This window comes from Ferrovibrio xuzhouensis (assembly GCF_042648965.1).
Taxonomy (GTDB): Bacteria; Pseudomonadota; Alphaproteobacteria; order Ferrovibrionales; family Ferrovibrionaceae; genus Ferrovibrio; species Ferrovibrio xuzhouensis.
Genome location: NZ_JBHRYJ010000004.1, coordinates 385,595 through 398,568 on the forward strand (window position 1 = coordinate 385,595; position 12,974 = coordinate 398,568).

Below are 12,974 nucleotides of genomic sequence, written 5' to 3' on the forward strand. Positions count from 1 at the left end.
TCTCCGGCCGGTCAGTGTGGCCCGGTTCTGGGGCCTGCCTGTGGGCTGTCTCGGGGGTCGGGGCAGGATATAGTACGGCAAGCCTCGGATTCTCAAGGTATTCAGGGTAATTTCCGTCCTCCATGCGCCCGGAATCGCTGTTTCCCGCCTTTGTGCCGATCACCAGCCTGAAAGGCTGCGGCCCCCGCCTCGCTCCGCTGGTCGAGAAGCTGGCCGGCGGACGCGTGCAGGACCTGTGGTGGCACCTGCCCGCCGGCCTGATCGACCGCCGCTACCGGCCCAGCATTGCCGAGGCCGAGCCTGGCCGGATCGCCACCATCACGCTGACCATCGACCGCCACCAGCCGCCACGCATGCCGCGCCTGCCCTATCGCATCACCGCCCATGACGGCAGCGGCGAACTCACGCTGGTCTTCTTCAACGGCCGGGAAGATTTCCTCAAGCGCAGCCTGCCCGAGGGCGAAATCCGGGTGGTCAGCGGCACCATCGAGCTGTTCGACGGCCGGCCGCAGATGACCCATCCCGACCGCATCGGCACTCTGGAGGAATCCGACCAGCTCGCCACCGTCGAGCCGGTCTATCCGCTGACTGCTGGCCTCGCGCCGCGCACCTTGGCCAAGATCATCGACGGCGCGCTGGCCAAGGCCCCCGAGCTGCCGGAATGGCTCGACCCGGCGTACCAGAAAAAACAGGGCTGGCCCGGCTGGCATGCCGCCCTGATGATGGCGCACCGGCCGGAAAGCCAGGCGGACCTTGAGCCGTCCACACTGCCCCGCCAGCGGCTCGCCTATGACGAACTGCTGGCCAACCAGCTGGCCCTGCTGCTGGTGCGTCGCCGGCTGAAGCGGTTGTCCGGCCGGCCGCTCAAGGGCGACGGCCGCCTGCGCGACCGGCTCGAAAAGCTGCTGCCCTGGCCGCTGACCAATGCCCAGCGCCAGGCCAATGCCGAGATCGCCGGCGACATGGCGTCCGACAAACGCATGCTGCGGCTGCTGCAGGGCGATGTCGGCAGCGGCAAGACCATGGTGGCGCTGAACGCCATGCTGGCCTGCGTCGAGGCCGGCGCCCAAGCCGCGCTGATGGCACCGACGGAAATCCTCGCCCGCCAGCATGCCGACACGCTGGCCCCCTATTGCGAACAGCTCGGCCTGCGCATCGCGCTGCTGACCGGCCGCGACAAGGGCAAGGCGCGCGCCGCCCTGCTGGAGCGGCTGGCCGGCGGCGAAGTGGACATTCTGGTCGGCACCCATGCGCTGTTCCAGGACGACGTCGCCTTCCACGACCTGGCACTGGCGGTGATCGACGAACAGCACCGCTTCGGCGTCAGCCAGCGGCTCGGCCTCGCGGCAAAAGGCCAACGGGATAAAGGCGGTGTCGACGTGCTGGTGATGACGGCGACGCCGATCCCGCGCACCCTGTCGCTGACCGCCTATGGCGACATGGATGTCTCGCTGCTGACCGAGAAGCCGCCGGGCCGCACCCCGGTCGATACCCGTACCGTGGCGGCTGACCGCTACATGGATGTGGTGGCGGCGGTGAAGCGCAAGATCGAGGCCGGCGAGCGGGTCTACTGGGTTTGTCCGCTGGTCGAGGAAAACGAGCAGAGCGACCTCGCCGCCGCCGCCGAGCGCCATTCGGCACTGAAACTGGCGCTGGAGCCGGAACTCGGCCCGGTGATTGGTCTGGTACATGGCCAGATGAAGGCCGCCGACAAGGATGCCGCCATGGAAGCCTTCGCCAGCGGCGCGACCCGGCTGCTGGTCGCCACCACGGTGATCGAGGTCGGCGTCGACGTGCCGGAAGCGACCCTGATCGTGATCGAGCATGCCGAGCGCTTCGGCCTCGCCCAGCTGCACCAGCTGCGTGGCCGGGTCGGGCGCGGCGGCCGACCGGGGGCCTGCCTGCTGGTCTATTCCGGGCCGCTTGGCGAAACCGCCAAGGCGCGACTGACCATCCTGCGCGAGACCGATGACGGCTTCCGCATCGCCGAGGAAGACCTGCGCCTGCGTGGCGCCGGCGAGGTGCTGGGCACGCGGCAAAGCGGCCTGCCGGACTTCCGCCTCGCCGATCTTGCCGCGCACGGCGAACTGCTGGTCGCCGCCCGCGACGATGCCAGGCTGATCCTCGAACGCGATGCCGAGCTGGCCGGTGAGCGCGGCCAAGCCTTGCGCGTGCTGCTGTATCTGTTCGAACGCGACGCCGCGATCCAGTACCTGCGCTCAGGCTAGACCAACGCCTACCGCGGCGGCAGCGCCTTCAGCCAGCCATCGGCGGCACGGCGTCCGCTGTCGCGCAGGCCGGTGAGGAATTTCCAGTCGAGATTGATCGCGCTGGCCGACTGCAGGTCGTCGTGGGAATCCTCGGCGGCGAGCCGGTGCAGTTTCAGACGCTGCAATTTGCGCCCCAATGCCGAGCCGAAGATGCCGCGCCGGCGATGCAGTTCGGTGGTGATCGCCAGCAGGTCGAGCTCGCGACGCAGCGGCAGGCCGAAGACGATCTGGTTCAGCCGCTTGGTGATCTGCTGGCGGTCGCGCGGCAGGTCGACATCCTCGCAGGGCGTCAGTTGCACCAGCAGCAGGTCATCAGCCCGCGAGGTGGCCGCCAGATGCAGCAGCGGCGGATTGGCCGAGATGCCGCCATCCCAGTACCAGTCGTCATCGATCGAGACGGCGTGATGCAACGATGGCAGGCAGGTCGAGGCCATCACCGCATCAAGCGAGATGTCGTCGTTGCGGAAAATCCGCGACCCGCCATCGCGGATCCGGGTCGCCGAGACCAGCAGATTCACCGGCGCCGCGCGGCGCAGGCGTTCGAAATCGACCTCCTGCGCCAGGATGTCGCGCAGCGGATTGATGTCGAGCGGATTGGCCTGATAGGGCGACAGCATCCGGGTAGACATGTCAAAGGCTATCGAGGCCATGGCGTTAGCGGCCGAGGTGAGAAACGGATTACCGGACAGCAGCGATGCCATCGGATGTTCGCCCGACGGCCCCAGCGACCCGGCCTTGCTCAGCCGCTGCCACACGCGCTCCAGCCGCCGCCGGGCGTCGGGCCGGCCACCGGCGGCGAGGCCATCGGCCAGCACCACGGCATTCACGGCACCCGCGCTGGCACCGCTGACGGCATCGATGACAACGCCGTCGTCTTCCAGCAGCCGGTCGAGCACGCCCCAGGTGAAGGCGCCGAGCGAGCCGCCACCCTGCAGCGCCAGCGACAGCCGGCGCGGCCCCGTCTGCGCCGGACGCAGCACGGCATTCAGCGCCGGTCTGATCCTGCCCAGCAAAGCCTGCGGGCGACGCCAGAGCGGGGCGACCGGCGGGATGACGGGGTCACTGATATCGTGAATAACCATCCCGCTAATATTGCGCTGCAATATGAAAATTCAATGATTCATTATAATGCGTTGGTATTACTATAATTTTTTAGCCAATTGAAATGCTGCGTTGCAATATTCGAGTCCGAGTCTGCCCGGTCACCGGATGGTCACCCGCTCTGCCGCGAAAAGGCGCCGATCCCGACACAAAGCCGCCACAGATCGCCCGTGATGTGGAAGGCAGACGACGACAGGTGTCGGCCGGCTGCAGCCCGGAGCGAGCCATGATGATGATGATGCTGAATCCCCGAACCATCCCGTTCTTCCGGCGGCCCCTGCCCGCGCTGACCATACTGGCGGCGCTGCTGGCGGCCGCACCGGCCTGTTACGGCCAGTCAGCACCGCAACCGCAGACCGCCCCTCAGGTCGCGCCGGGACCGCCGATCACCGCCCAGACTGCGGCCGGCGACCCGCCTGCCCGCGTCGGCCGGCTGGCGCAGATGAACGGCACGGTGTCTTTCCATACGGCCGATGCCGACCAGTGGAGTCCCGCGTCGCTGAACTATCCGGTCACCTCCGGCAATGCGCTCTGGACCGAACCCGGCGCGCGGGCCATGCTGCAGATCGGCAGCGGTAGCCGCCTGGTGATGGATGGCGGTACCGAGCTCGACATCGCCACCCTCGACGACAGCACCCTTGCCGCCAGCGTGCCTCAGGGCAGCGTCTACCTGCAGGTCGACAGCCTTGTGGCCGGCGAGCGTTACACGATCCGTACGCCACGCGGCGATCTCGATGTCACTGCCCGCGGCCGTTATGTTGTCGCCGCCGGCGACGACGACCATCCGACCACCGCCACCGTGCTCGAAGGCGCGGCAAAGATCGGCGATCATGCGGTCCCGGCCGGCCAGACCGCATCGCTCAGCGGTCCGCTCGACAGCGCCGATCCCGCGCAGATAACCCTGGCCGCCGCCCGGCCGGATGCCTTCACCCAGTCCGTGCTGGCGGCGGAAGACCGCCCCGCCCCGACGCCGTCCACCGCTGCGGCCCCGCCGCCGGCAGCCGCCCTGCCACAGCAGGTCTCGGGCATGACCGGTGCCCAGGACCTGGCCGCCGTCGGCACCTGGTCGACCGCGCCGGACTACGGCAATGTCTGGTATCCGCCGGTCTCTGCCGGCTGGGTACCCTATCGCGACGGCCACTGGGCCTGGGTGGCACCCTGGGGCTGGACCTGGGTTGCCGATGAGCCCTGGGGCTTTGCGCCGTTCCATTACGGCCGCTGGGTCGTGATCCATGATCGCTGGGCCTGGAGTCCCGGCCTGCATGTCGATGTGCGCTACGGTCGGCCGCGTCCGGTCTATGCCCCTGCCCTGGTCGTCTTCTTTGGCGGCGGCGCCAGCATCGGCGTGCTGACCAGTGACGTCGGCTGGGTGCCGCTCGGCTGGCACGAGGCCTATTACCCGCCCTACCGCGTCAGCCGCACGTATATCCGCAACGTCAATATCACCCATGTCACCAACATCACCCGTGTGACCAATGTCTCGACCGTCAATCGGGCGACCATCAACCGCTATCACAACGTCGCCGGGGCAACGGTGGTAAACCGCACAGTGATGCGGGATGCACGGCCGGTGCAGCATAGCGTGACGCAGGTATCCCGGCAGCAATATGCCAACCTGCACCCCAACCGGCAGCCGGCGATCCGGCCTGCCGCGGTGCAGGCCATCCACGCCACGGCGCCCGGCCCTCGTATCCAGCCTCGCAGTCAGTCGCAGGCTGAAGTCCGGCGTCCATCAGCGCAGATCGCGCCGCAATCCCGGTCGCAGCCGCAGGCCCACCTGCCGCAACAGAAACCGCCGCAGGGCCATGACCACATGAGCCGGCCCCGTCAGTCCGCGGCGCAGCCCGCGGTGCAGGCCGACATCACCCGCCAGCAGGACAGCCGCCGGCAGCAGGATGCCCGCATGCAGCAACATGAAGCCGCCCGGCGCGAGGATGAACAGCGCGTTGCGCGTGAGTCGGACCAGCGCCGGCAGCAGGACATCCGGCTGCGCCAGCAACGCGACACCATGCAGCATCAGGAACAGCAGCGCCGCGCACAGCAGCAGGCCACGCAGCAACAGGACAGCCAGCGCCGCGACAGTCAGCATCGAAGCCGGCAGTCCGATAACAAGGAGCGCGCGCCGGATCCGCCGGAATAGCCGTTATTCGGCGGCCTGCGGCAGCGCGGCGACGGAGTCCGGTGCTTCCGCTTCGGCCCCGGAACTACGGAAAAAGCCGACCAGATCGGCCAGTTCGCGCGCCTGGCCGGCCAGGGCCCGGGCCGAGGCATGGGTTTCCTCGACGAGCGCGGAGTTGCGCTGGGTCAGTTCATCCATGCCGGTGACCGCGTCGTTGACCTGATCGAGGCCGCGCGCCTGCTCGGCACTGGCCGCGGCAATCTCGCCCACGATCCCCGACACCTTGCGGATCGACGCCACGATGTCGCCGAGGCTGGCGCCCGCCTCATGGGCCAGCTGCGAGCCGGCCTTCACCTCGGTATTCGAGGTCTGGATCAGGGTCTTGATGTCCTTCGAGGCATTGGCCGAGCGCAGCGCCAGCGCCCGCACCTCCTGCGCCACCACGGCAAAACCGCGGCCCGCATCGCCGGCGCGGGCGGCTTCCACCGAGGCATTCAGCGCCAGCAGGTTGGTCTGGAAAGCGATCTCGTCGATCAGCCCCATGATGTCGGCAATCCGCCGGGCGCTGTCCGCGATGCGCTCCATCGCAGACACCACGTTGCTGACCACACCACCGCCGCGTTCGGCATTGGTCCGTGCCGTCGCCGCCAGCCGGTCGGCTTCCTGCGCATTATCGGCATTCTGCCGCACGGTCACTGTGATCTGCTGCATGGCGGCCGCAGTTTCCTCCAGCGTGCCGGCCTGGCTTTCGGTACGCCGGGCCAGGTCTTCCGCGCCATCGGAAATCTCGGCCGATGCACTGCGCACCACGTTGGTGGAGCTGCCGAGCCGCTCGGCGAATTCCGCCAGCCGCGCAGCCAGATCGTTGGCCGAACGCTTCAGTCCGCCGAAAACGCCGCGATACTCGCCGCGCATGCTGCGGCCGAGTTCGCCTTCGGACAGGGCCGCCAGCACAACCGACAATTCTCCGATCACAGCCTGCAGGGTATCGGTGAGCTGGTTGATGTTCCGGCTGACCTCACGGAAGTCGCCATCCTTGTCATCCAGCGACAGGCGCTGATCGAGGTCGCCAGCGGAAATGGCCCGGGTCAGCGTCGCGATCTCGGCCGCCATTGCTGCCTCGCGCTGCCGCTGGGCCGTCTGCTCCGCCAGATGTGCCCGTTCGCGCTGCTGCTCGGCTTCGGCCATCTGGCGCCGGTCGATTTCGTGCTGCCGGAAGACTTCATAGGCTCGCGCCATGGCACCGATCTCGTCGCCGCGGCCGGCGTCCGGGCTGGCGATCTCAAGGTTACCCTCAGCAAGGCCATCCATGGCCGCGGTCATGCGCTGAATCGGCCGCAGAATACCGCGCGCCACTATCACGCTGACCACCAGGATGATGGCCAGGATGCCGAGCACGATACCGGCGGACAGCATCAGAATATGCTGTTGCAGTGCCGCCAGACCGGCCCTCTCGGCCTCCTCCTGCTGCTCGGCCTGTTCAGCCAGCGCATTAGCCATCGGCCCGAGATCGGTCCACAGCCGGTCGGCGGCGCGTTGTGCACCAACCATGGCCTCGTTGGTTTCACCGAATTTGGCTGCGGCGGCGCGATAGGCCGCAAGCTGCGATTTCAACGCGGCCTTGCCCGCATCGGGCAACGGTGCAGCGGGCAGCATCTTGTCGAGTGCTGCGACTGCCGCGTCGAAACCGTCTTCCAGGTCATAGAGATCCGCGTCCAGGGAATACTTGAATTCCACGGCGCGTAATTGCAGGGCGATGCGGGCAATCTCGTCAAGGGCTGCATTGTTCTGCTGGGCCGCCTCTTTCTGCACGGCTTGCGCGGTTTTCTGGAATTCGGCACCGGCCTTGACCAGGGCCCCGCGTAGGCCGTTATTGTTGTTGAAGCCGATCGCCGTCTTGGCCCGCATCAGACGGTTATTGGCGCCCCAGGCGGTTTCAGTCTTCTCGGCCAACGCCTTCAGCGGATCGGCCAGCGGCGTGCCGGCCACCAGATCGGTCGCCACCTTGAGATCGCCGTCGATAACATCACGCATCTTCACCAGATGGTCGCCGAGGCTGGCATCATTGGCAAAGACCGCGCGGTTGACGGCATCGCGGTATTCGAGGAAGCGGCGATTGATGGTGAGTGCAGCCAGCTTGACGTCGGCAGCGCGGTCGAGATTGTGCTGGGCGTGGGCAACCGTCAGCCGCTCGAAAACATAGGCGCCGGCAGCTACGCCGACGGCAAGAACAGCGCCCAGAATGATGGCGCCAATCCGCTGTCCAATTGAGATACGCATACTAGAGTCCGGGGATTATTGTTTTTGAGTGCCGCGACCATAGGCGGTCGTGATGACAGCGCCGTTACATCTGCTGCATTCGTCTATGAATCGCGCGCAGCTAAACCTGCCGTACCGGCTGGCCGCCCCCTAAAACTACTGTTGGTTTTTCTGCTATGGTCGGAGACCCAGCACCAGGGCTTTGATGCCCGCCGCGATACGATCGACCGGCACCTGCGCCCCGGTCAGGCCGCCGCGCACCATGCCCATGATCAGGGCCGGTATGACCTCGGTGTCGAGGGGAGCGAACTCGCCGGCCGCCACTCCGGCCTCCAGCACCGTCTGCAGACGGCCGAGAATCTGCCGCCGGCGCCGGCGATAGGCGACGCGCCAGCGGCCGGCCAGGTCCGGGCTTTCGCCTTCCAGATACGGCAGGGTGGCAATCTGGTCGGCCAGCCCGCCGACCAGCGCATCGATCATCTCTGCCACCTGCTGGTGCGGCGAGCGGCCCGAGCTGGCGATCTCCTGCAACCGGACATCTATGCCATCCAGCAGGCCGTCGAAGGCCGCCAAAAACAATTCTGCCTTGGACGGAAAGTACCGATATAATGTAGGCTTACCCATGCCGGCGAGGCGGGCGACGTCGTCCATCTGGACATCGGCGAAGCCCCGGTTGGCAAACAGGGTGGTTGCGGCGGCCAGAATCCGGCTGCGGCGGGCTTCGCGCCAGCCTTCGACGGTTTCCTCCTGCGCGCCAGCAGTTTTCATTTTCATAAATCCGGTTTGACAATAGAACTGGCAAGTTCTATTTATTCTGACGGCTCCGCGGCGTCTTGTCGAGTGGTTTGGTGCGGGTGTGGTGACAAGCCGCAGGGCCAGGCAATTATCCCCAGGGGCGTCATAAAATGAAACGTTTGCTGCTCGCGGCGATCCTGCTGGCTGGCGTGGTCGCTGGAGCTTACGCGATATATGCACCACGCAGCGATGCTGAAGGCCGTGCCGCCGATGCACCGAAACCGGCGGTCGGCGTGGTGGTCACGCCGGTAATCGCCAAGGCGATGCCGGTGCAGATCGGCACGATCGGCCGCGTACAGACCATTGCCAGCGTCGCCGTGAAATCACGGATCGACGGCGTGATCTCCGAGGTGCTGGTGCATGACGGCCAGACCGTCACGGCCGGTGATGTGCTGTTCCGTCTCGATGACCGGCAGCCGACCGCCCAGTTGCATCAAGCGCAGGCCACCCTCGCCCGCGACAAGGCGCAGCTCGAGAATACTAGGCGCGACCTCGACCGCCTGACCCCGCTGCAGCAGAAGGAATACGTGTCGCGCCAGAGCGTCGACACCGCACGCACCAACGTGGCGGTACAGGAAGCCGCGGTAAAGGCCGATGAAGCGCAGATCGAGAATCTGCAGGCGCAGCTGTCCTATACCGTGATCAAGGCGCCGATCAGCGGCCGGCTTGGAACTGTCAACTTCAAGCTCGGCAGCAACGTGAAGGCCAACGACACCACGACGCTGGTCACCATCAACCAGATCAAACCGATCTATGTCTCCTTCTCGGTGACCCAGGGCGACCTCGCCGAGCTGCGCGCCGCCATGGCCCGCGAAAAGGTCGAGGTGCAGATCCGCGGCCAGAACAACGAATTCGAGCCCCTGACCGGTGTGGTCAGCTATTTCGACAATGCCATCGACACCGCGTCCAATACCATCAATGTGCGTGCCACTGTTGCCAACGACAAGGAAACCGTCTGGCCGGGCCAGTTCGTCAACGTGCTGATCACCCTGCGGGTCGATCCCAATGCCGTGGTGGTCCCGAACGTTGCCGTACAGGCCGGGCAGAACGGCAATTACCTATTCGTCGTCGATGCCAATTCGATAGCCCACGTCCGGCCGGTCGAGGTCTCTCGTACCATCGGCAACCAGACCGTCATCGCCAAGGGTGTCGAGCCCGGCGATACCGTGGTCACCTCCGGTCAGCTGCGGATTCGCGATGGCGTGAAAGTGGCGCCACGCCCACAGCCTGACGCCGCAGATGCGCAACCCAAGGCCTGAGCCAGGAGCCGCCGGATGACGCTTCCCGAATTGTGCATCCGTCGTCCGGTCATGACGACGCTGCTGATGGTCACCTTCGTCGTCGTCGGCATTTTCGGCTACCGCCTGCTGCCGGTAGCCGCATTGCCCAGCGTCGACTTTCCCACCATCAACGTCTCGGCCTCGTTGCCGGGTGCCAGCCCGGAGACGATGGCGTCTGCGGTGGCAACGCCGCTGGAGAAGCAGTTCTCCACCATTGCCGGCATCACCTCGATGACCTCGGTGAACGGACTCGGCACCACGCAGATCACCCTGCAGTTCGATCTCGGCCGCAATGTCGACGGTGCCGCCCTCGACGTGCAATCGGCAATCACGGCAGCGTCCCGCCTGCTGCCCAAGGAAATGACCACCCCGCCGAGTTTCCGCAAGGTCAATCCGGCGGACCAGCCGATCCTGTTCCTGGCATTGAACTCCGACACCCTGCCGCTGTCCACCGTCGATGAGTATGCCGAGACGGTGATCGCGCAGCGCCTCTCGACCCTGACCGGCGTGGCGCAGGTCTCGGTTTATGGTGCCCAGAAATATGCCGTGCGTGTCCAGGTCGACCCGAAGGCGATCTCGGCAGCCGGCATCAGCTTCGATGATATCGCCAATGCGCTGGCCGCTGCCAATTCCAATGTTCCGGTCGGCCAGATCGACGGGCCACGCCAGGCCGTGACCCTGCAGGCGAGCGCCCAGCTCGCCAACGCGGCCGCCTACCGGTCACTGATCATCGCCTACCGCAATGGCAATCCGGTCCGGCTCAGCGACGTCGCCCAGATCATCGACGGCGTCGAGAACAACAAGGTAGCAAGCTGGTATAATGGCAAGCGCAGCATCACGCTCGCCATTCAGCGCCAGCCGGATTCCAACACCGTCGAGGTGGTCGACCGGGTCAAAGCGCTGCTGCCGGAATTCCGCGCCGTGCTGCCTGCCCAGGTCAATCTCGACGTGTTGCTTGACCGGTCGCAGTCGATCCGTGAATCGGTCAACGATGTGCAGTTCACGTTGGGCCTGACGGTTGCGTTGGTGGTGATGGTGATCTTCCTGTTCCTGCGCAGCCTGTCGGCCACGGTGATCCCGATGCTGGCTCTGCCGGTATCGATCATCGGCGCCTTCGCCGGCATGTATCTGTTCGGCTATACCATCGACAACCTGTCGCTGCTGGCGCTCACCCTGTCGGTCGGCTTCGTGGTCGACGACGCCATCGTCATGCTGGAAAACATCGTCCGCCATGTCGAGGAAGGCATGACACCGTTGCAGGCCGCACTGAAGGGGTCGCGCGAGATCGCCTTCACCATCATGTCGATCACCATGTCGCTGGTGGCCGTGTTCATTCCGGTGCTGTTCATGGGCGGTGTGGTCGGCCGGCTGTTCAACGAATTCGCCGTCACCATCAGCATGGCGATCCTGATTTCCGGATTCGTCTCCCTCACCCTGACCCCGATGCTGTGCAGCCGTTTCCTGCGCCAGGACCATGGCCATGGCGGCGAAAAAAACGGCAAGCCGAAGCGCGAACTGTTCATTCTCCGCTGGTTCGAGGCCGGCTTCAACGCCTCGCTGAACGGCTACGGCCGCAGCCTCGGCTTCGTGCTGCAGCACCGCTTCGCCGTGTTGCTGCTCACCTTCGGCACCATCCTGCTGACCGGGTACCTCTATGTCATGGTGCCCAAGGGTTTCTTCCCGAATGAAGACACCGGGCAGATCCTGGTGGTCACCGAGGCGCCGCAGGATATTTCCTTCGATGGCATGGCCAAGCTGCAGCAGGAAGCCGCCGCGATCATCCTCGCCGATCCGGCCGTCGATGCCGTGAACTCCTCGATCGGCACCAGCGGCCTGAGCAGTTCGCTCAACCAGGGCCGCATGTTCGTCGGCCTCAAGCCGCTTGAAGACCGGCATGGCGTCAAGGTCGATGCGGTGATCCAGCGCCTGCGCCAGAAGCTGTCGGTGCTGCCCGACATGCAGGTCTTCCTGCAGAGCATCCAGAACATCCGCGTCGGCGGCCGGCTCAGCAAGAGCCAGTACCAGTACACCATCCAGGGTGATGACTTCCATCAGTTGCAGGACATCGTGCCGAAGCTGGAGGCCCGGCTGCGCACCTTGCCGCAGATGCAGGACGTCTCCAGCGATCTGCAGATTCGCAGCCCGCAGGCGCTGATCGACATCGACCGTGAGAAGGCGACCACGCTTGGCGTCAGCGCCGATGCGGTGCGTAACACGCTATACAGCGCCTTTGGCGACCGTCAGGTCTCGACGATCTATACCCCGACCAACGAATACGAGGTGATCCTCGAGGTGTTGCCGCGCTACCAGGAAAATCCGTCATCGCTGAAGGACATCTATGTCCGTGCCAATGACGGCCATCTGGTGCCGCTCGATGCCGTTGCCCATATCAAGCGCAACGTCGGCCCCAGCACGGTCAACCACCAGGGCCAGCTGCCGGCGGTGACCATCTCGTTCAACCTGGCGCCGGGCTATTCGCTCGGCCAGGCCGTCGACGTCATCCACGCCACTGAGCGCGACATGAACCTGCCCGCCACCATCATCACCAGCTTCCAGGGTACCGCGCAGGTGTTCCAGGATTCGGTGAAAGGCCAGGGCCTGCTGCTGGCGGCCGCAGTCTTCGTGATCTACGTGATGCTTGGCATCCTGTATGAGAGCTTCATCCACCCGATCACCATCCTGTCCGGCCTGCCGGCCGCCAGCGTCGGCGCCCTGCTCACCCTGATCCTGTTCAAGACCGACCTGAGCGTGATTGCCATGATCGGTATCGTGATGCTGATCGGCATCGTGAAGAAAAACGCCATCATGATGATCGACGTGGCGCTGGAAAAACGGCGCAACGAGGGACTGGAAGCGCTGGACGCGATCCGGCAGGCCTGCCTGCTGCGCTACCGCCCGATCATGATGACCACGATGGCGGCGATCATGGGCGCGCTGCCGATCGCCATGGGCACCGGCGCCGGCGCCGAACTGCGCCAGCCGCTCGGCCTCGTCGTCGTCGGTGGCCTGATCGTCTCACAGCTGCTGACGCTCTACATCACGCCGGTGATCTATATCTACCTCGACAAGGTGCAGACCCGGCTCAACCGCAAGAAACATGCAGCCGAGCCGCACGAGGTGCTGGAGCCCTACTCAAGGGCGGCAGAATAA

At 65.7% G+C, this 12,974-nt stretch carries 7 protein-coding genes; 4 read left to right on the forward strand and 3 right to left on the reverse strand.

Annotated features, from left to right (window positions below):
• Window positions 1–122: 122 nt before the first annotated feature.
• Window positions 123–2,228, forward strand: a complete 2,106-nt coding sequence (recG, locus tag ACFOOQ_RS18425; RefSeq protein ID WP_379729091.1) for an ATP-dependent DNA helicase RecG — start codon at window positions 123–125, stop codon at window positions 2,226–2,228.
• Between the two features lie 8 nt (window positions 2,229–2,236).
• Here recG and ACFOOQ_RS18430 read toward each other — a convergent pair whose 3' ends face one another.
• A complete protein-coding gene (locus ACFOOQ_RS18430; RefSeq protein ID WP_379729092.1) occupies window positions 2,237–3,352 on the reverse strand; it encodes a patatin-like phospholipase family protein in 1,116 nt (371 codons plus the stop codon).
• Between the two features lie 245 nt (window positions 3,353–3,597).
• On the opposite strand from ACFOOQ_RS18430, the gene ACFOOQ_RS18435 reads away from it, so the two are divergent.
• Window positions 3,598–5,511: a DUF6600 domain-containing protein gene (locus ACFOOQ_RS18435; protein WP_379729093.1), complete on the forward strand. Its 1,914-nt coding sequence runs from the start codon at window positions 3,598–3,600 to the stop codon at window positions 5,509–5,511.
• A gap of 3 nt (window positions 5,512–5,514) precedes the next feature.
• Here ACFOOQ_RS18435 and ACFOOQ_RS18440 read toward each other — a convergent pair whose 3' ends face one another.
• The gene (locus ACFOOQ_RS18440) at window positions 5,515–7,770 is read right to left on the reverse strand and encodes a methyl-accepting chemotaxis protein (RefSeq protein WP_379729094.1); all 2,256 of its coding nucleotides are present in this window, start codon (window positions 7,768–7,770) and stop codon (window positions 5,515–5,517) included.
• Between the two features lie 153 nt (window positions 7,771–7,923).
• Window positions 7,924–8,517 (reverse strand): TetR/AcrR family transcriptional regulator, encoded by a 594-nt coding sequence (locus ACFOOQ_RS18445; RefSeq protein ID WP_379729095.1) that lies wholly within the window; start codon window positions 8,515–8,517, stop codon window positions 7,924–7,926.
• 137 nt (window positions 8,518–8,654) lie between these two features.
• Here ACFOOQ_RS18445 and ACFOOQ_RS18450 point away from each other — a divergent pair, with 137 nt between their 5' ends.
• Window positions 8,655–9,803 (forward strand): efflux RND transporter periplasmic adaptor subunit, encoded by a 1,149-nt coding sequence (locus tag ACFOOQ_RS18450; protein WP_379729096.1) that lies wholly within the window; start codon window positions 8,655–8,657, stop codon window positions 9,801–9,803.
• Between the two features lie 15 nt (window positions 9,804–9,818).
• The gene (locus tag ACFOOQ_RS18455; RefSeq protein ID WP_379729097.1) at window positions 9,819–12,974 is read left to right on the forward strand and encodes an efflux RND transporter permease subunit; all 3,156 of its coding nucleotides are present in this window, start codon (window positions 9,819–9,821) and stop codon (window positions 12,972–12,974) included.

Excerpts from the sequence above, each read along its gene's own strand:
- recG (WP_379729091.1), top strand. The coding sequence starts at position 123 with ATGCGCCCGGAATCGCTGTTTCCCGCCTTTGTGCCGATCACCAGCCTG.
- ACFOOQ_RS18430 (WP_379729092.1), bottom strand. The coding sequence starts at position 3,352 with ATGGTTATTCACGATATCAGTGACCCCGTCATCCCGCCGGTCGCCCCG.
- ACFOOQ_RS18435 (WP_379729093.1), top strand. The coding sequence starts at position 3,598 with ATGATGATGATGATGCTGAATCCCCGAACCATCCCGTTCTTCCGGCGG.
- ACFOOQ_RS18440 (WP_379729094.1), bottom strand. The coding sequence starts at position 7,770 with ATGCGTATCTCAATTGGACAGCGGATTGGCGCCATCATTCTGGGCGCT.
- ACFOOQ_RS18445 (WP_379729095.1), bottom strand. The coding sequence starts at position 8,517 with ATGAAAACTGCTGGCGCGCAGGAGGAAACCGTCGAAGGCTGGCGCGAA.
- ACFOOQ_RS18450 (WP_379729096.1), top strand. The coding sequence starts at position 8,655 with ATGAAACGTTTGCTGCTCGCGGCGATCCTGCTGGCTGGCGTGGTCGCT.
- ACFOOQ_RS18455 (WP_379729097.1), top strand. The coding sequence starts at position 9,819 with ATGACGCTTCCCGAATTGTGCATCCGTCGTCCGGTCATGACGACGCTG.